This window comes from Rhodococcoides trifolii (assembly GCF_014635345.1).
Classification (GTDB): Bacteria; Actinomycetota; Actinomycetes; order Mycobacteriales; family Mycobacteriaceae; genus Rhodococcoides; species Rhodococcoides trifolii.
In genome coordinates, this window is sequence record NZ_BMCU01000002.1 from 291,580 (window position 1) to 309,345 (window position 17,766).

General features: G+C 63.1%; 15 protein-coding genes. 4 read left to right on the plus strand and 11 right to left on the minus strand.

All coding sequences use genetic code 11. The features are described from left to right. The first annotated feature begins 37 nt into the window (after window positions 1-37). A complete protein-coding gene (locus tag IEW02_RS08415; RefSeq protein WP_188544367.1) occupies window positions 38-940 on the plus strand; it encodes a LysR family transcriptional regulator in 903 nt (300 codons plus the stop codon). Window positions 941-979: 39 nt separating this feature from the next. Here the strand turns inward: IEW02_RS08415 and ilvC are convergent, their stop codons facing one another. The 6 genes from ilvC to IEW02_RS08445 form a co-directional block, all read right to left on the minus strand. Continuing rightward, on the minus strand, window positions 980-1,993 hold the full coding sequence (gene ilvC, locus IEW02_RS08420) for a ketol-acid reductoisomerase (protein WP_188544368.1): 1,014 nt from the start codon (window positions 1,991-1,993) through the stop codon (window positions 980-982). Between the two features lie 253 nt (window positions 1,994-2,246). Then, window positions 2,247-2,933: a FadR/GntR family transcriptional regulator gene (locus tag IEW02_RS08425; RefSeq protein ID WP_188544369.1), complete on the minus strand. Its 687-nt coding sequence runs from the start codon at window positions 2,931-2,933 to the stop codon at window positions 2,247-2,249. 156 nt (window positions 2,934-3,089) lie between these two features. Further along, a complete protein-coding gene (locus IEW02_RS08430) occupies window positions 3,090-4,058 on the minus strand; it encodes a PDR/VanB family oxidoreductase (RefSeq protein ID WP_229745893.1) in 969 nt (322 codons plus the stop codon). Window positions 4,059-4,339: 281 nt separating this feature from the next. Beyond that, window positions 4,340-5,083 (minus strand): GntR family transcriptional regulator, encoded by a 744-nt coding sequence (locus IEW02_RS08435; RefSeq protein WP_229745894.1) that lies wholly within the window; start codon window positions 5,081-5,083, stop codon window positions 4,340-4,342. A gap of 171 nt (window positions 5,084-5,254) precedes the next feature. After that, window positions 5,255-8,662, minus strand: coding sequence for a pyruvate carboxylase (locus IEW02_RS08440; RefSeq protein ID WP_188544371.1), 3,408 nt, complete (start codon window positions 8,660-8,662; stop codon window positions 5,255-5,257). A 253-nt stretch (window positions 8,663-8,915) separates the two neighbouring features. After that, window positions 8,916-9,113 carry a hypothetical protein gene (locus tag IEW02_RS08445; RefSeq protein ID WP_188544372.1) on the minus strand — a complete coding sequence of 66 codons (198 nt, stop codon included), beginning with the start codon at window positions 9,111-9,113 and terminating at the stop codon, window positions 8,916-8,918. Between IEW02_RS08445 and IEW02_RS08450 the strand changes: the two genes are divergently transcribed. Beyond that, on the plus strand, window positions 9,093-10,121 hold the full coding sequence (locus tag IEW02_RS08450) for a PucR family transcriptional regulator (protein WP_371829925.1): 1,029 nt from the start codon (window positions 9,093-9,095) through the stop codon (window positions 10,119-10,121). The two genes, IEW02_RS08445 and IEW02_RS08450, sit on opposite strands and share 21 nt — an antisense overlap. 84 nt (window positions 10,122-10,205) lie before the next feature. On the opposite strand, the gene IEW02_RS08455 is transcribed toward IEW02_RS08450, so the two are convergent. Then, window positions 10,206-10,745, minus strand: coding sequence for a gamma carbonic anhydrase family protein (locus IEW02_RS08455; RefSeq protein ID WP_188545235.1), 540 nt, complete (start codon window positions 10,743-10,745; stop codon window positions 10,206-10,208). A gap of 347 nt (window positions 10,746-11,092) precedes the next feature. Between IEW02_RS08455 and IEW02_RS08460 the strand changes: the two genes are divergently transcribed. Continuing rightward, complete coding sequence (locus tag IEW02_RS08460; RefSeq protein ID WP_188544374.1) at window positions 11,093-11,329, plus strand: hypothetical protein; 237 nt, start codon at window positions 11,093-11,095, stop codon at window positions 11,327-11,329. Between the two features lie 230 nt (window positions 11,330-11,559). Here IEW02_RS08460 and IEW02_RS08465 read toward each other — a convergent pair whose 3' ends face one another. Continuing rightward, window positions 11,560-12,852, minus strand: coding sequence for an alpha/beta hydrolase (locus tag IEW02_RS08465; protein WP_229745895.1), 1,293 nt, complete (start codon window positions 12,850-12,852; stop codon window positions 11,560-11,562). A 21-nt stretch (window positions 12,853-12,873) separates the two neighbouring features. Beyond that, window positions 12,874-13,524, minus strand: coding sequence for a hypothetical protein (locus IEW02_RS08470; RefSeq protein ID WP_229745896.1), 651 nt, complete (start codon window positions 13,522-13,524; stop codon window positions 12,874-12,876). Between the two features lie 64 nt (window positions 13,525-13,588). Here IEW02_RS08470 and IEW02_RS08475 point away from each other — a divergent pair, with 64 nt between their 5' ends. Then, window positions 13,589-14,230, plus strand: coding sequence for a TetR/AcrR family transcriptional regulator (locus IEW02_RS08475; RefSeq protein ID WP_188544375.1), 642 nt, complete (start codon window positions 13,589-13,591; stop codon window positions 14,228-14,230). A gap of 29 nt (window positions 14,231-14,259) precedes the next feature. On the opposite strand, the gene IEW02_RS08480 is transcribed toward IEW02_RS08475, so the two are convergent. Further along, the gene (locus IEW02_RS08480; protein ID WP_188544376.1) at window positions 14,260-16,146 is read right to left on the minus strand and encodes a S9 family peptidase; all 1,887 of its coding nucleotides are present in this window, start codon (window positions 16,144-16,146) and stop codon (window positions 14,260-14,262) included. A 23-nt stretch (window positions 16,147-16,169) separates the two neighbouring features. Next, on the minus strand, window positions 16,170-17,738 hold the full coding sequence (locus tag IEW02_RS08485; RefSeq protein WP_229745897.1) for an alpha/beta fold hydrolase: 1,569 nt from the start codon (window positions 17,736-17,738) through the stop codon (window positions 16,170-16,172). Window positions 17,739-17,766: the final 28 nt, after the last annotated feature.

The window sequence follows — 17,766 nt, forward strand, 5'->3', positions numbered from 1 at the left end:
AGGGATCTGCGCAGCGGCTGTGTGCAAGAATGCACAGGTGAATTTGGAAGATTTACGGTTCTTCCTCGCCCTGACTCGATACGGAACGCTGTCCGTGGCCGCGGACCGACTCGGGGTGGAGCACACGACAATTCGCCGACGTGTCACTGCGTTGGAGAAGGTGCTCGGAAAGCGGCTCTTCGACAAGACCACCCGCGGATGGACCCTCACCACGGCCGGTCAACGGCTGTTGCCGTATGCCCAGCGCATCGAGAGCGAGTCCGACGCCGCCGAGGCTGCGATCGCCAACCGAACCGTGAGCCTGAGTGGAACGGTGCGCATCGTGGCCACGGACGGCTTCGGTGCCTCCGTCGTCGCGCCCGGTCTGGCGCGTCTGCGCGACGAGCACCCTCACATCGAAGTCGAGCTGGTGACGAGCAGCCACCTTCTGACGTTCAACGTGGGGGAGTTCGACATCGCGGTGACCGTGCACAAACCCGAGACACCAGGCTTCGTGATCACGCACCTCTGCGATTACGACCTGCGGCTCTACGCCAGTCCCGGCTACCTGGAATCACACCCGCAGCTGGGCAACATCGACGACCTTCGAGACCACGACATGATCTGGTTCGTGGAATCGATGCTCGATCTGCCTGAGCTGCGCAGCGCCGAAGCCATTGCTGCGCGGGCCCGGATCGTTTTCCGCACTACCAGCCTGTTCGGGCAACTCGAGGCAGCGGCGAGCGGAGTGGGGTTGGCATTGGTCCCGAGCTTTCTAGCCCATCACGATGGGCGTCTGCGTCCGGTGATGCACGAGACGGTGCGGGCAGTCCGCAGCTTCTGGCTCGTCGTACCGGCTCGTCTGCTCAATACCGAGCGGGTGACTGCGGTGTGCGCTCACCTGAACGCGACCGCACTGATGTTCGGTGGTCGGCTGTTGCCGCCACCGAACGCCGGCTGACGCGGGGGCGCGAACTCTCTCACGCCCCCGGTCGTACTGTCAGACGGTTTCGGTGATCGGCCGGTCGACCCACGACATCAAACCGCGGAGGCCCGCTCCAACCTCTTCGATGCCATGCTGCTTTCCCTGCTCACGTAACCGCAGAAAGTTCGGGCGCCCGTTGTCGTCCTCAGCGATCCACTCCGCAGCGAAGGTCCCGTCCTGGATTTCGCCGAGGATGTTCTTCATCTCGGCACGGGTGGCGTCGTTGACGATTCGCGGTCCGCGCGTGAGGTCGCCGTATTCGCAGGTGTCACTGCACGAATATCGCTGCCGGGCAATGCCGCCTTCGTACATCAGGTCGACGATGAGTTTCAGCTCGTGCAACACCTCGAAATAGGCGATCTCCGGCTGGTAACCGGCGTCGACGAGAGTGTCGAAGCCGGCTTGAATCAACGAGGACGCCCCGCCGCAGAGCACCGCCTGCTCACCGAACAAGTCGGTTTCGGTCTCCTCTGCGAAGGTCGTGCTGATGACGCCGGCGCGGGTCCCGCCGATGCCCTTGGCGTAGGCCAGTGCCACCTCGAGTGCACGGCCGGACGAGTTCTTCTCCACGGCAACCAGACACGGCACGCCGTGGCCGTCGTTGAATTGGCGTCGCACGAGGTGTCCCGGACCCTTGGGTGCCACCAGGGCGACGTCGATGCCGTCCTTGGCGGTGATGTATCCGAAACGAATGTTGAACCCGTGGCTGAAAAGCAGCATGTCGCCGCTATCGAGGTTGGGCTCGATGTCGTGCGCGTACAGCGAACGCTGCACCGTATCCGGAGCCTGGATGGAGATGACGTCGGCTTCTGCCGCAGCCTCGGCGGGAGTCAGCACGCGGAGTCCCTGTTCTTCGGCTTTGGCGCGCGACTTCGACCCCTCGGGCAGTCCGACGCGCACGTCGATACCGGAATCGCGGAGGTTGAGGGCGTGCGCGTGCCCCTGGCTGCCGTAGCCGATGACAGCGACCTTGCGGCCGCTCAGTGCCGACAGGTCGGCGTCATCTTCGTAATAAACTTTTGCAGGCATGATCGTTCCCTTGATGGAGTGGCAAAATCGAGCGCGTGCGGTTCGTTGCGGCTGGACCGGATGTTCCGTGAGCGGGCCGTACGAACGGTGCATGCGTGAAGGAAAATGGTGACGGGTGGCTTAGGACGTCTTGTGGAGGTGGCAACCCGCGGAGAGTGTGGATCCAGGATACTCGTTGTGTCGTCGGGGTCAATCAACCGGCCGTAATAGTCGTGACCAGGTCGTGTTCGTGGTGCTGCTGGAGCCGGCCGGGTCACCTATTGGTTCGGGCGAGCGCGTGGAAACCTTCGATGTGTTCGCGCACCAATCGTGCAGCGCGAGTGCCTCGGCCGCTTCCGATGGCTTGGACGATGGCACGATGCTCGGACCTCAGACCTACGGTCACTGCAGCCCAGTCGTCGAGTCGGGGAACCGCGTCGAGTATGTATCCCCGGATGGAGTCGCCGAGTGAGGCCATCATCGCTTCCACCAGGACGTTTCCGGCCATCGACGACAGAGTCAGATGAAATCGCTCGTCGAGCATGTGGAAGGCCTCGGGTGAGAGGTTGGGCGCGTCCATGGCGTCGAGCTGCGCATGCAGGTGGGTGACATCGGGTCGGGTGTCGGCCGCGGCCGAGGCGGCCCACGATTCGAGAAGCACACGTGTCTGGACCACGTCGGGGATGGGAAGAAACTGCGTTGCCATGTGCAGTCGCAGCGCAGATCCGATAGACGTCGCGGGATCGGCGATGACCGTGGCTCCCGAGTCCGGTCCGGACCCTACGGCGGTGCGGACCACACCCATCGCTTCGAGGACCCGAACCGCTTCGCGGACCGAGGATCTGCTCACGCCCAGCTCCTCGGCTAGAGCGCGCTCGGCGGGCAGGCGATCACCGACGCGAATCCGACCGGTCGTCAGACCCTGCTCGATCCGGTGAAGAACCACTTCGTGTGCTCGCACGGTCACACCCTAGGGGGCGGAGTGCGCGGGCAGCCGAGCGCCGAGGTCGCAGCCGCGGTGACGCACACCCGGCACGGATCGGTGTCCGCAACCAGGAATGCCGGACGATGTTGCGCTCAGTTCTCCGTCGAGGGGCGTGTTTCGCTTATAGAGGTGTCAGAGGTCGAGTACGAGCCTGTCGCACTTGGCGCGCGAACAACACACCATCATGACCTCGTTGGAATCTCTTTCGAAGTCGTTGAGGAAGGAGTCGCGGTGGTCCGGGATACCGTCGAGCACGACGGTCTCGCACGTTCCGCAGGTCCCTTCTCTGCATGACGTCGGTACTTCGACGCCGGCTTTGTCGAGCACATCGACGATGGATTCGTTCTCGCCGACCGTCAGCACGAGTCCGGTCTGGTCGAGTTCGATCTCGAAACTCCGCGATACCCCGTCCAGCGCGCCTGCCTTCGGCCTGAAGCGTTCCAAGTGCAGCGAGCCGTCGGGCCAGTGCTCGCACGACTTCTCGACGGCGTCGAGGAGAACGCCGGGGCCGCAGCAGTACACGGCAGCGCCGTCGCGGGGAGTGTTCAGCAGCGCCGCGAGGTCGATCAAGCCCCGACTGTCCTGAGGCCACAGTGTGACCTTGCCGTCGTATTCGGACTCGATGTGGGTGAAACCCATCGACGAGGGGGACCGTCCGCCGTACGTCAAAGTCCACGGGCGACCCTTGGCCTCGCATTCCGCGATCATCGGCAACAGGGGAGTGATTCCGATTCCGCCTGCGATGAAGATGTACTCGGACGCCTCGACCAACGGGAAGTTGTTGCGCGGCCCGCGAATTCGGAGTTTGTCGCCTTCGGCGAGACGCTCGTGGACCCACTCCGATCCGCCTCGACTCTCCGGCTCGCGTAGCACCGCAACGCGCCAGGTCTCGAGCTGGTTGGGGTCACCGCACAGTGAGTACTGCCTCTCGAGTCCCGGTGTCAGCAGGAGATCGATGTGCGCCCCCGGGTTCCAGGGCGGCATGGGTTCTCCGTCCACGCGGGCGAAATCGAAGGCGCGGATGCCATCGGCAGCGTCGTGTGTAGCGACGACCACGACTTCGAGCTCGACGACGTCGCTGTCTGAGAGTTTAGTGTTCACTGGTTCGCCGTCCTGATCGAAGGTTGCGGCAGGATTGTCGGGCTCAACCGAACAGCCGGTCGACGACGTTGAGTCCCTGCGCATAGTGTTCACAGTCACACTGTGGATCCAGGGTCCAGGATACACATGCGGCCCGATCTTGGCTACGAACTCTCTAGCGGTCGGCTGTGTCAGGTTTTCGTGGGCGATGTGGCGACCGGGTCCTCGAGTGGGGCTGCTTATTTAGCCGGTCCTCGTGCCGGCCGTCGGGCGGCGGCCCGATCGCGTAGGTGGGTAAGAACTCAGCTCAACCTGGAGCTGAGCTCCTCCATGGCGGTCCCGAGATGCTTGCGCATCCTCTTTTCCGCAAGGTCCGCATTGCCTGCGCGCATCGCCTCGGTGATACCGAAGTGCTCGTCCCAGGCATCGCGAAACACCCCGTCGAAGTGAAGCACCTGGACCATCGCGCGTTCCACTGTGGACCAGACGGGAAGAATCGCTCGGCGCATGTAAGGATTGTCGGTCGAGTCGAGAATGGTCATATGGAAGTCGCGGTCGGCGGCGAGTAGTTCTGCTTCACCGTAGGTCGCGACCAGTGGTTGATGTGTAGCCACCAGTTGCTCGATTTTTCCCAGACCCCAGGTGGGCTGGTTCTCGGCAATGTGGCGTACGGCGCGCGTTTCGAGGGCGAGGCGGATCTCGTAGGCGTCCTTGACGTCTTTGGCGGTGAGGATGCGCACGTCCACGCCGCCCCCGGCGACCAGCTCCAGCAGGCCCTCGGCGACCAGTTCGGTGATCGCAGACCGCACGGGCATGCGAGACACGCCGAGTTGCTTGGCGAGCTTGACCTGGTTCAGTCGGGAGCCGGCCGGTATTTCTCCGAGCGTGATAGCCAGACGCAATCGGTCGCGCACGTTGCGCACCAGCAAGGTCGTGTCGCGGGGTGGAAGCTGGCCGAGCACGGATTGAGCGGGCGCCGTTCCGTTCTCGCGGAGATCGTTACCCAGCATTGGGGCCGTCTCGCCTGTGTTTGCTGCCTGTGCCACTACGTGATTCCCCTCGATCGCTCACGCCGCGTGTGAAAACACGATTCGACGGCAATCTTACGCCCGTGGATCCACGATCCGCGATTCTGTGGCGGTGGGTTCACGTGACCGGTCCCGATGGGTGATGCGCGTTTGCCAGGTGGGTCGGTCGCGTGAATTGCGCAGCAACGGTCAGGCCGGGTCGGTGGTGTCTCCGACCGTGATCACGCAGAGCAGATCGCCGCCGTCGACTTGGGCTACCCCCGCGATGGCGATTCGCGAGATGACGCCCGAGCGGTGGGCCGTGATAGTGGCTTCCATCTTCATCGCTTCGATTGTCGCGATCGCGTCCCCAGCCTGGACGACATTGCCGACCGACTTGGTTACCGTCACCACGCCGGAGAACGGGACCATCACGTGTCCCGGGTCGGTACGGTCTGCTTTTTCCGCGGTGGGGCTGTCAGTAGCGATCGAGCGATCCTTGACGGACACAGGACGAAGCTGTCCGTTGAGGATGCACATGACCGTGCGCATCCCGGCCTCGTCGGGATCGGAGATCGCCTCGAGACCGATGAGCAATTCGACGCCCTCGTCGAGCCGGACCCTGTGTTCTTCACCTTGTCTGAGTCCATAGAAGAATTGATTGGCCGACAGCGCCGTGGTGTCGCCGAACTTCTTACGGTGCTCGGCGAGTTCTCGGGCGGGGCCGGGGAAGAGCAGCTCGTTCAGCCGCTGCCGGCGCGCAGTCGAGCCGGCTTCGAGCATGCTTTCGTCCTCTTCTGTCAGGGCGCGATCTCCACGTGCAGGTTCGCGCCCCGACAGTGCTCTCGTACGGAACGGTTCGGGCCACCCGCCGGCGGGTGTGCCGAGATCGCCCCGAAGGAATCCGATGACCGAATCGGGAATGTCGTAGCGTTCAGGCGTTTCGGCGAACTCGTCGAGGCCTACCCCTGAACCCACGAGATGTAATGCGAGGTCTCCGACCACCTTCGACGACGGGGTCACTTTGGTCAGACGGCCCAAGAGTCGGTCGGCATCGGAGTACGCCTGCTCGACGTCTTCGAATCTGTCCGCCAGACCCAGGGAGATTGCTTGCTGGCGGAGGTTCGACAACTGGCCACCGGGGATCTCGTGCGTGTAGACGCGTCCAGTAGGGGAGGGGAGACCGGACTCGAAGGGTGCGTACACCTTTCGCAGCGCTTCCCAGTATGGCTCGAGGTCGCAGACCGACTGCAAGGACAGTCCGGTGTCGCGCGCAGTGTGCGCGGCGGCGGCGACGATCGACGACAGCGGTGGTTGTGAAGTGGTCCCTGCCATCGGTGCGCTGGCCCCGTCGACCGCGTCCGCCCCGGCCGACCAGGCGGCGAGGTAGGTGGCCAGCTGGCCGCCGGGGGTGTCGTGGGTGTGGATGTGAACGGGAAGATCGAAGTTGCGTCGCAGCGCAGTCACCAGGGTCGTCGCGGCGGGTGGCCGCAGCAGACCTGCCATGTCCTTGATTGCCAGCACGTGCGCGCCGGCGTCGACGATCTGTTCGGCCAGCCGCAGGTAGTAGTCGAGGGTGTACAGCTTCTCGGTCGGATCGGAAAGGTTGCCGGTGTAGGACATCGCCACCTCGGCGACCGTGGTGCCCGTGTCGAGTACCGCATCGATTGCCGGCCGCATCTGGTCGATGTTGTTCAGCGCGTCGAAGATGCGGAAAATGTCTATCCCGGTGGCGGCGGCCTCTGCCACGAATGCCCGTGTGACACTGTCGGGATAAGGCGTGTAGCCCACGGTGTTTCGCCCGCGCAGGAGCATCTGAAGGCAGATGTTTGGAATCTTCTCGCGCAGCAGCGCCAGCCGTTCCCACGGATCCTCGTGAAGAAACCGCAACGCGACGTCGTACGTCGCGCCGCCCCACACTTCGACGGAGAGCAGATTCGGCGTCGTGTGGGCGACATGGCCGGCCACGCCCATCAGGCTCGTGGTCCGAACTCTGGTGGCCAACAACGACTGATGCGCGTCTCGAAATGTTGTGTCGGTGACCGCCAGTGCGTCTTGTTCACGTAGAGCGGCAGCGAACTTGACTGGCCCCAGCGCGTCGAGGCGTTGCTTGCTGCCGGCAGGTGGCGTCGCGCCGAGGTCGACGCGGGGGAGCTTGTCGATCGGGTAGATGGTGACCGGCCGTTCTCCGTGCGGTTTGTTGACCGTGACGTCGGCGAGGTACCGCAGGATCTTCGTGCCGCGGTCGTTCGAGGCGCGCGCGGTCAACAGGTGCGGGTGCTTCTCGATGAACGACGTCGTCACGTCACCGGCGGCGAAGTCCGGGTCGTCGAGCAGTCCTTGCAAGAACGGGAGGTTGGTCGAAACTCCGCGGATACGGAACTCGGCCAACGCACGCCGTGTGCGCGCCACCGCACTGGCATAATCACCCCCCCGACAGGTCACCTTGACCAGCAACGAGTCGAAGTAAGCCGATATCTCAGCGCCCAGCGAGGTGCCACCGTCGAGTCGGATTCCTGCACCGCCGGGAGTGCGGTAAGCGGTGATTCTGCCCGTGTCCGGACGAAATCCGTTCGAAGGATCCTCGGTGGTGATGCGGCACTGGATCGCGAAACCGCGTGTCGCGACGGTGTCCTGGTGAAGACCGAGCTCGCTCAACGACGCCCCTGATGCGATCTGTAGTTGCGATCGCACGATGTCGACGTCTGTTACTTCTTCCGTGACGGTGTGTTCGACCTGCACGCGGGGGTTCATCTCGATGAAGACGTGCCGACCGTCTTGGTCGACGAGGAATTCGACGGTCCCGACGCACGAGTAGCCGATCTGTTTCGCGAAGGCGACGGCGTCGTCGCAAATCCTCTGTCTCAGAACCGGATCGAGGTTCGGGGCCGGGGCGATCTCGGCAACCTTCTGGTGTCGGCGTTGGACGCTGCAGTCACGCTCGAACAGATGCATCACGTTGCCGTAGGTGTCCGCGAGGATCTGTACCTCGATATGGCGCGGTTCGATGACCGCCTGCTCCAGGAACACCGTCGCGTCACCGAACGCCGACTCCGCTTCCCGAGCGGCCGCCTCGATTGCATCTTTGAGTTCGGAAGGCTCTGCAACGCGGCGCATCCCGCGGCCGCCTCCGCCGGCCACAGCCTTTACGAACAGCGGGAACGTCATGTCCTTCGACGCAGCGATCAGTACGTCGACATCGTCGGAGGGGGCACTCGAGGACAACACCGGCAAACCCGCGGCCCGTGCCGCCGCGACGGCACGGGCCTTGTTGCCGGCCAACTCGAGTACTTCGGGGGACGGGCCGATGAAGGTGATGCCGTACTCCGCGCATGCAGCTGCGAGCTCCGGATTTTCCGCGAGGAATCCGTAACCCGGGTAAATGGCGTCGGCCCCGGCGCGAACCGCGGTCTCGATGATGGTGGGGACCGACAGGTAGTTCCGGACTGGGTGACCTGGCTCGCCGATTTCGTAGGCTTCGTCAGCCTTGGTGCGGTGCAACGAATTACGGTCTTCAACGGGGTACACGGCGACCGTCTCGACGCCCAGTTCGTACGCCGCGCGGAACGCTCGAATTGCGATCTCGCCGCGGTTGGCCACCAACACCTTGGAAAACATGAACCTACCTCGCAAGTGAATGACCGCGATCGGATAGAGCGGCCACAGGGCCGACGTGAATAGAGCCGGGGACGTTCGGGTGTCGACTGTATCACTCTATGGATCCAGTATCCATAATCGATACGCCGTCGCAGTTAGGACGTACAGTGCGGATGTGACTGCAGCACGCAGGGGCGACTACGTCGCCTCTGATCGGTCCTCGGGACCTGGCTCGTCCGACGCAGATAGCTCTCGACTCGATCGGAGGCGGACCTCAATCATGCCGCAAGACCATGTCCAATCGCTCGTCGACGGCCTTGCAGAGACATTGAGTCGAGCGGTGGTAGTCGACGACACCCAGCTCAGACTGCTTTACGCCAGCCGTCACTACGGTGATGAGGACGGGCAACGCGTCCGAGCCGTTCTTCAGCGCCAGGTCGGTTCCGAAGCGATGCAGCACATCCTCAGTCAAGGAGCTCGTTTGTGGACCGGGCCCACCCGGCTTCCCCCCAAACACGAGATGGGTATGGAATCGAGGTGGTGTGTTCCCGTTCGTCACGCTCACCATCTGATCGGGCTCATGTTGGTCATCGACGCCTCCCAGTCGCTGACCAAAGCTGAGAAGACCCGCATCGAAGCCGCCGCAGCCCAGATAGGGGCGGCGCTGTACGCAGACACGGACGACGACCGCCCTGACTCCTCGTTCGAGGTAGATCTCGATGGGGTTCTGGATTCCGACGAGGACGTCCGGCGTACCGCTGTCGGAAACATGCCGGGCGGAACTTGGTTGACCACTGACAGTGAGATGCGTTGCTTCGCAATCCGTGTCGTGGCTTCGGCAGTGGGTGGCGGGTTCATCGCCCCTCACCGTGCCCTCCGCGCAGCTTTGGGGACGCGGCAGGGTGTTGCACCGCAGCACTACGTCTTCTCGGCGACCGACGAGGGTGCACGACTCATCGAGAAGGTGGCGCCCGCGGGACGGTCTGGTCCCGCCCAACACAGTGTCGACGCGATGTTGAGTGTGGCGAATGCCCTTTTGGGCGGCGACGGAATGTGCGTCGTCGGTGTAGGGGACCCGGTCCTAGGACTGTCTGCCGCTTGGCGGTCGTATCGGCAAGCCAGCATCGCCGCGGATGCGGCTGCCCGAACAAGCAGGTTCGGCTCCGTGGTCGAGTGGAGCGAGCTGGGCGCCTACTCGGTGTTGCTGCAGAACCCGAAACCTGGTGAAGCGTTTATTCTTCCGTCGACGTTGGCTGCACTGGAGGACCCCGGTCAACCTTCATGGATGAGGGAAACGCTTCTCGCATTCCTTGACAGCAGCGGGTCCGGACCGCGGGCCGCGGATGCGCTACACATTCATCGCACGACGCTGTACTACCGGATGGACCGCATACGAGAAGCGATCGAGATGGATCTGGACGATGGCGAGAACCGCCTGCTGCTACACGCGGCCCTGCGGATGTTGGAATTGGACCGGTAGTGGAGTGGCCCCTGCAGGGTCCACATCGACTTTCGGTGGCTGGTTGCGCTGGGGTTGAGGCAGGCGTTCACCTCAATGATCCGACTAGCCGACTTTTCCAGACTGCTTCTGCGACAACGCCGTACCATGCTCAAGGCGCTTGAGGACATAACCCTCGCCGTTTGCGCGTACCGACGCGATCTCTTCGGCAGTCAGATCTCGGCGGATTTTTGCCGGAACACCGGCTACCAACGACCCGTCCGGCACGTCGACGTTCTCGGTGAGCAGGGCGCCCGCCGCGATCAGGCAGTCGCGGCCGACTGTGGCCCCATTCATGATGATCGCACCCATGCCCACGAGGACGTTGTCTCCGATCGTGCAGCCATGCAATGTGGCGTTGTGACCCACCGAAACGTTGGAACCGATCACAGCGGGACTCCCGGGATCGGCGTGCACCACACATCCGTCCTGGATGTTGGTGTCGTCTCCAATCGAGACGGACTCACTGTCCGCCCTGATCACCGCCGAGTACCAGACGCCCGCGTTCTCGCCGATGTAGACCGAGCCGACAATCGTGGCGTTCGGGGCCACCCACGCACTGTCCGCGATCACAGGGTTACGCGAATTACTGAGCCCAACGATCATCGTGGTGCTACCTTCCGTTGCAGAGTGGATCCAGGATACTAGGCTGGGGTGGGTCATGTTGGGGAAGCGAAGCAGCTCGATGACAATTGTGATTGTCATCGTCGTCCTGACGGTCATCGCCACCCTCGGCATCGACCGACCGTGAAGGTGGATATGGCGTTGTCGCTCGTTCTTCCGATGCTTCTGGTCACCTTCGTTCCTTGGCAACCATGGCAGACGAGAACTGAGGAGTCGCGACGTTCGAGTGCGTCGTGTCCGCCAAATCTCGCTAGCGACAGGTGCAGTGGCGTTGAAGGTGTCCCAATGCGCCCGGACGGTGCTCGTTGTTGAGGGAGAGGCGCAGGAACGTGACCGATGACTCCGACGTCGCGCAAGCGAGGGTCTTCCTGGCAGCGCTGGACCGCGAGATCGACGCGGTGTCGCTGGAACTCGAGCAGGTCCGCCGATTCGTCGCCATCAGCAGCGAGCAGGGTAACGACACCTCCGAGATACGCCACAGGGAGAAGATGCAGGAGCACAAGAAGGTGCTGCGAGAATTGCATCGGCAGTCGGAGAACCTACGCCTTCGGTTCTCGCTGACGTGAAGGTAATCGTTACCGTCGCGAACAATATGCGCGCACTCTTGACGGATTGCGCGCTGGAGGTCGACGCTGCAGCAATGTCGACAACCATCGAGTCCGAGGGCTCGGGTGCAACCGGATTCTGGGCTGTTATCTGAAGCGCTGCGCACCGATGTGATTGCGGTAGTTCGTGATTGAGTGCCGGGACTACCGAGCATCGGGCGGAACACGGCCCGCCCGATGGATCAGCAGGGTCAGATTGTGCAGCGCGTACCTTTATCCGGCAGTTCGAGGTCGATCAGGTAGTCGGCGACCGCTCCGTCGACACAGGCGTTTGCTGAGATGATCGTCCCGTGCTGGTTGGCCTCGACCGTGAGCAATCGCGCCCCGAGGGTGTCGGCCAGGCTGTTGCCTCCTTCGTGGGGTGTCACGGGGTCCCCGGTAGCCGAGATCACGAGCACCTCGGGTAGCCCATCGATATCGGTGGCTTCGGAATATAGGCCGGACACGATTCCTTCGCCGGCGGCGAGGAAGCCGACCTCTCGTCCATCTTCGGCCACCAGCGGTCTGTCCTCGAGCGGTTGGAGTAGTTCTTGTGCCGCAGCGGTTGCCCGCGCCGGGTCTGTTCCGAGCGGGCATGCGGCCTGCGTCGTACAGAAGTCGGCGAAGCGCTGGAACGAGGCCTGCAGTCCTTCACTGAGCTGGATCCTCCGATCCGCGGTGTCCATGAGCGGATCCACTGCGCCGTCGAGAACGAGTGCACGGACATTCTCGGGAAACATCTCGGCGTATACAGAGCCGAGTCGAGTGCCGTAGCTGACTCCCGCATAGGTGAGCTTGTCGTCGCCGAGCGCGGAGCGGAGCACATCCATGTCGCGAGCGACGTCCCGTGTCCCGAGGTGGGCAAGTATCTCTTTGCTTCCGGAGCCGTCGGCGCATTTGTCGACGATGGCGCGTGCGGATTCTTCGGTCCACTTACCGAGAGCCGACAGGGGTGCGTCGGCGTCGCGCTCCTCGTCGGAGTAGCAGTCGATTGCCGGTGTGCTGAGACCGACTCCGCGCGGATCGAAGCCGACGATGTCGAAGCGCTCGGGGATGGGGCCTCCCGTCCACAAGGCATTCACGAGTGGGGCGAGCGTCGTTCCCGCCGCTCCGGGACCGCCAGGGTTCAGCAGGACAGAGCCGATCGGGTTGTCGCCGGTAGCGGAAATGCGCGAGACGGCGATCTCGATGGTCGTGCCGTCGACGTCCTTGTAATCCATTGGCACCGTGAGCATCGCGCATTCTGTCTTCCGTGCCGCCTCGACTACTTGAGGAACGGGCGGCTGGGAGTCCACGATGCTGGCGTCGCACGCCCCGAACTCGAGTTCCTGCTCCATGAATCGTTCGAGGCCCACCTCGTCAGCAATGTCGTCGTCGTTCGGAGCTGCACCGGAGCATCCGGCGAGCAGAAGCAACGAGGCGGAGAAGGCCGCCGTCATTGCCGGCTTCGGCCATCGTCGTCGATCGTTCTTTCGACGGATCAGGGCCGGAATCATCTGTGGCATGGTGGTTTTCCCTTCGTGGGTTCAGCTGGCGAGTTCGTCGATCCAGCTCGATCGCATCCGCAGAGCTCGTTCAGTGCTGCCGATGACAGCGGCGAATCCGATGAGCAGGTTGACGTGGAGCGGCAGTCGGATGGGTGAGGTGAAGGTGCCGATCGAGTCGGCGATGGGGGGAATGAGAGAGAGGGATGCGATTATCTGCGGCACCTCCACACAGAGGCCGCCGATGACGAGCAGGATCGAGATGAGACCGATGACGCGACTCGGACCGGGGTGCCGGTGGTGCAGCCGAGCGCGGCGTCCCTCTGCGGATGCGGGATCGGGAGACAACTGCTGTTCGGTGCCGTCGTCGCGGACGTAGTGGCAGCGCTTCAGTCCGAACCCCGTGGCCGCGACCTCGATATGTCCACCGGGGACGGGGAAGCGCGTCGGCAACTTCGCGTAGGACTGCTGTGCGCCGTCGACGTAGAGGCGAGCGCGAACCTCACCGTCACTTGCGTCACCCATGTGCCGAACATCGACTGCGTAGACCGACGTCGTGCGGTCGGGTGCGGACAGCGTGATCGACCGGAGCGATCTGCCGAACATCTGCCACCAGCGGTAGCGGCGGAGCGGCTCACCCGATCCGGCGCGAATGCGGCGGTAGCGCCACTGCGTGATTCCCATCTGGTCCATCCTCGATCTCATTAGTACAGTGTGATAGTAATCGAAGGTATCACGCTGTATTAGAATTGTTAAGATGTCGGACAATACGGAGAATCGCGAGAGCGAACCCAGCACCAGGGACCGGATTCTGATCGCGGCCGCGACGATGGTGTCCGAGGATCCGGGAACCCGGCTCAGCGTCCGAGCGGTCGCCGCCCGAGCAGGGGTCAGTACCGGATCACTGCGTCATTTCTTTCCCACGCAGCGAGCGTTGATGGACGAAGTCGCCGCGGGAATCACCGGCCTGGTGGCGAACAAGAATGTCATCGAAGACTCCACCGTTCCTGCCGACGAGCGATTATTGGCGTGTATGCAGCAGGTGTTGTCGGCCACCGGGACCGGTGAGCAAGCCCGAGATACGTGGCGGCGGACGTTCGGCACGTACCTCGACTCGGAGCTCAACGCTGATGCCATCGACACCTACCTCGCTTTCAGCGCGGCCGGACTTCGGCACATCGAACACTGGCTGGACGTTCTCGAAACGGAAGGTGCCCTCCCGCCGGGCGACAACACCCAGCGCGCCGCCTACCTCAACGTGGTACTCGACGGGTTGTCCGTGGCACGAGCCCTCCCGACCGACGCTGCTCGATTGCGCTCGGAGACAGAAGTTCTACAACACGCCATTGCGATGCTTTTCCACACCGCTGTACCTGTGCCGAAGGGCGACTCGGCCTGACGTCGCATCGACATCCACGGTGCTCCCGTTCATTGCAGACTGCGGCCGCCGAGGTGCTGGGCGAGAAACTTTTCCACCTCTAGGTAGTAGCGAATACTGTTCTCCGGGTTGACGAATCCGTGACCCTCGTCCTCGAACACGAGGTAGTCGACATCGACGCCACGTGACCGTAGGCGCTCGACGACGTTGTCCGATTCTGCCTTGACGACCCGAGGGTCGTTGGCGCCCTGCGCAATCAGGAGCGGTGCGCGTATCGCATCGAGCTTGGAGATGGGTGATCGCGCGAGCATGTCGGCCAGCTGATCGGGATCAGCGGGGTCGCCGACGAAGCGGTACCAGCTGTTGATGATTCCCGGACCGATGAAGGCCGGCTGGCTGCGCATGAAGTTCGACAGGTCCGAGATGCCGACGCAATCGATCGCCGCGGCGAAGGTGTCGGGGGTGAACGATGCGCCCACCAGCGCCGCATAGCCGCCGTAGGAACCACCCATGATGGCCACCCGCTCGCGATCGGCGTACCCCGCCTCGACCGCCCAATTCACTGCATCGATGAGATCGTCGTGCATCGCGCCCGCGAATTCACCCACCCCGGCGTTCATGTGCGCGGTGCCGTATCCGACCGACCCGCGAAAGTTGACCTGCAACACGGCATATCCGCGATTCGACAGCATTTGCGCGATGGGATCGAAGGTCCACGAATCTCTATACCAGGGACCGCCGTGCACCACCATAACCATCGGCAGATTCTCGGGTTCCACACCCACCGGAAGCGTCAGATACGACGGCAGAGTCAGACCGTCACGCGCCGCAATGCTCACCGGCACCATTGGGGCCATGTCCTGTGGATCCAGATGTGGGTAGGGGCGGAAAAGTAGGCGACTCGATCCGGTGGCGTGATCGTAGTAGTAGGTCACGGACGGATCGCGGTCGTGGACGAAGCTGACGATCCATTTCTCTCCGCTCTCGTCGGAGGACAGTGCTCCGATGTCACCGTCGAACAGTTGCTCGAGATTCTTCAGGATTTCTTCGAAACCCGATTCCAGTGCATGGATCACTTGGCGTTCGCCCAAGTACCGCACACCGATGAGCTCTCCGGTCGCACGGTTGCAGATCAGCGGTGACGAGGTTTGCTGGACGGCTCGTCGCACCCCATCGAGTTCGAGCGTCGGGTGACTGTCGACGACGGTCTCCTCACCGGTCTCGAGGTCGAGGCGGATCAGACATGTCAAGTGGCGCATTCTGTTGGAACCGAGCCACATTCCGGTACCGTCCGCGGTAATCTGCATCGGACTGATGCCCAGCGGGTAATCGGTGCCGTCGAAGGACGCCACCGTGGTTTCTGCGCCGGACTCGTCCACACGCGTGATGTCGATGGTGCCGTCCGTGGTCATCGCGTAAGCGAACACCGTGCCTTCGGCGCCGAGCATCGGATAACGGCCCACACCCGGGCTTTGCCGGATCATTGTCAGTTCACCTGTGGCAATCTCGATCTCGTACAGATCGAACTCGGCGATGTTCCGCGAGTTGATCAGGACGGTGTAGACACCTACCCGACCGCGCACGGGTTCGAGGGCCACTGCGCGGGAACCGGGGAACGGCGTCAGATCGACTGCCGCGCAATCTGGATCCTCCAGGTCGACGCGGAACACGTGGTTGTTCTCGTCACCGCCGGTGTCCTGCAGATACAGCAGCCAGCGGGGGTCGTCCGTCCATTGAAAATCGTGCACACTGCGGGTCTCGTCCGCGGTGACGCAACGTGGTTCACTACCGGGCGAGAGGTCCTCGATCCACACGTTCAGGCGGTTCTTCCACGGCGCGAGGAACGCCATCGTGTTGCCGTCCGGTGAGATCGTGGCACCGGAGCGAACGGGTGGGCCGAAGAAGTCCTCGATCGAAATCAATGGGGGTGCAGTCATGATTCGTCCTTCTCGTTCGGCTATTACAGGGCGCAGCGCGCGTCGGTCGGTGGGGATTTGAGGTTGACCAGGTAGTTCGCGACAATGTCGTTGACGCAGGTGCTCGTTGCACCGAACGCCACTGTGTGTTGTTCGCCGTCGACGGGAAGTAGAGAACCGCCCAGTGTGTTCGCCAAATTGACGCCCCCCTCGTACGGTGTGGACGGGTCGCCGGTGACGGAGATGGTCAGAGTGTCGGGGAGTCCCTCGATGTCGGTGGCGTACGGGATATCGAGAGTTGGCTCCGCAGGCCAGAATTCGCAGGGGTCTCGCGCGCCGTCCGGTCCGAGGCCCGCGTCCGTGAACGGTGCTATCTCCTGGATCTGCCGCTTGAGATCAACTTCTTGCTCCGGGGTGTTGCGCTGTTCGTCCATGCAGTTGATGGCATACAGCGCTTCGGAGAAGTTCGGGACGGTGCCGTCGGCGTCGCGTCCGCCGAAGATATCGTTGATCTTGAGAAGCGTATCGGCCTGTCCTGCTTGGATTTCGGCGATGCCTTTCGTTATGACCGGCCATGCCGAGGAGTCGTAAAGCCCAGCAACGACGGCACCGTAGGCTGCGTCGAAGTCCATGACGCGGCCATCGGGGGTGACGATCGGGTTGTCGATCAACGGTCTGACGATCTGTTGGAAGTTGTCGACAGCCTTGCTCGGATCGGTGCCCAGCGGGCAGTCAGGTGCGTTCGCGCATGCCGCCGCCATGTCGTCGAACGCTTTCTGGAAGTTGCTGTATTGGTAGACCCTGCGTTCTGCGGTGCCCTGCCCCGGATCGATTCCGCCGTCGAGGACCATCGCGCGCACGTTCTGGGGGAACATCTCGGCGTAGACCGCACCGAGTCGTGTTCCGTAGCTCTGGCCGAAGTAGCTCAGGGTGTCGTCGCCGAGCACGGCGCGGAGAATGTCCATGTCGCGGGCAGCGTCCCGAGTGCCGACGTGTTCGAGGACATCGTCGCCTCCTGATCGTTCGGAGCATTTGCTCACCAGCTGACGCGCACCGTCCTCGGTGAGTGTTCTCGAGCCGGTGAGGACCGTGGTGTAGGCCTGCCCTGCCTCGTATTCCTCGTCGGTGAAGCAATCGATGGCCGGTGTGGACGCACCGACTCCGCGCGGATCGAATCCGATCAGGTCGAATCGTTCGGTGAGCGGGCTCTGCGCCCAGGTGGACGTCGCGCCTGACGCGGCCATGCTCATTCCCGGTCCACCCGGTCCGCCGGAGTTGAGCAGGAGCGAGCCCACCTTCTCTCCACGTGCGGGGGCCTTGAGCAGCGCGATCTGAGCCGTGCGCCCGCCCGGATCGTTGTAGTCCAGTGGCACGTCCACGCGAGCGCACTCGAATCCGGGGTCACTGGCGAACAGCTGCTCGTCGGACGTCGTGGTGCCGTACCCCGCACACGGCTCGAATGCCACGACTTGGTCGTAGAACTGCTGCAACTGTGCCGAAGACTCGGAGTCGCCGGCTGGTTCCGGCGGCGACTGGCTGCAGGCACCGAGCAGCAGCATCGACGCTGACGCTACAGCGAAAAGCCTCGCTCTCTTGTTGTCGAATATGGGCATGATTGGTCGACTCCTGTCGAATTGCACT

What these genes read in the sequence shown, in the direction of transcription:
- ilvC (WP_188544368.1), bottom strand. Translation starts at nt 1,993, where the DNA reads ATGCCTGCAAAAGTTTATTACGAAGATGACGCCGACCTGTCGGCACTG.
- IEW02_RS08440 (WP_188544371.1), bottom strand. Translation starts at nt 8,662, where the DNA reads ATGTTTTCCAAGGTGTTGGTGGCCAACCGCGGCGAGATCGCAATTCGA.
- IEW02_RS08450 (WP_371829925.1), top strand. Translation starts at nt 9,093, where the DNA reads ATGCAGCACATCCTCAGTCAAGGAGCTCGTTTGTGGACCGGGCCCACC.
- IEW02_RS08455 (WP_188545235.1), bottom strand. Translation starts at nt 10,745, where the DNA reads ATGATCGTTGGGCTCAGTAATTCGCGTAACCCTGTGATCGCGGACAGT.
- IEW02_RS08465 (WP_229745895.1), bottom strand. Translation starts at nt 12,852, where the DNA reads ATGCCACAGATGATTCCGGCCCTGATCCGTCGAAAGAACGATCGACGA.
- IEW02_RS08470 (WP_229745896.1), bottom strand. Translation starts at nt 13,524, where the DNA reads ATGGACCAGATGGGAATCACGCAGTGGCGCTACCGCCGCATTCGCGCC.
- IEW02_RS08475 (WP_188544375.1), top strand. Translation starts at nt 13,589, where the DNA reads ATGTCGGACAATACGGAGAATCGCGAGAGCGAACCCAGCACCAGGGAC.
- IEW02_RS08480 (WP_188544376.1), bottom strand. Translation starts at nt 16,146, where the DNA reads ATGACTGCACCCCCATTGATTTCGATCGAGGACTTCTTCGGCCCACCC.
- IEW02_RS08485 (WP_229745897.1), bottom strand. Translation starts at nt 17,738, where the DNA reads ATGCCCATATTCGACAACAAGAGAGCGAGGCTTTTCGCTGTAGCGTCA.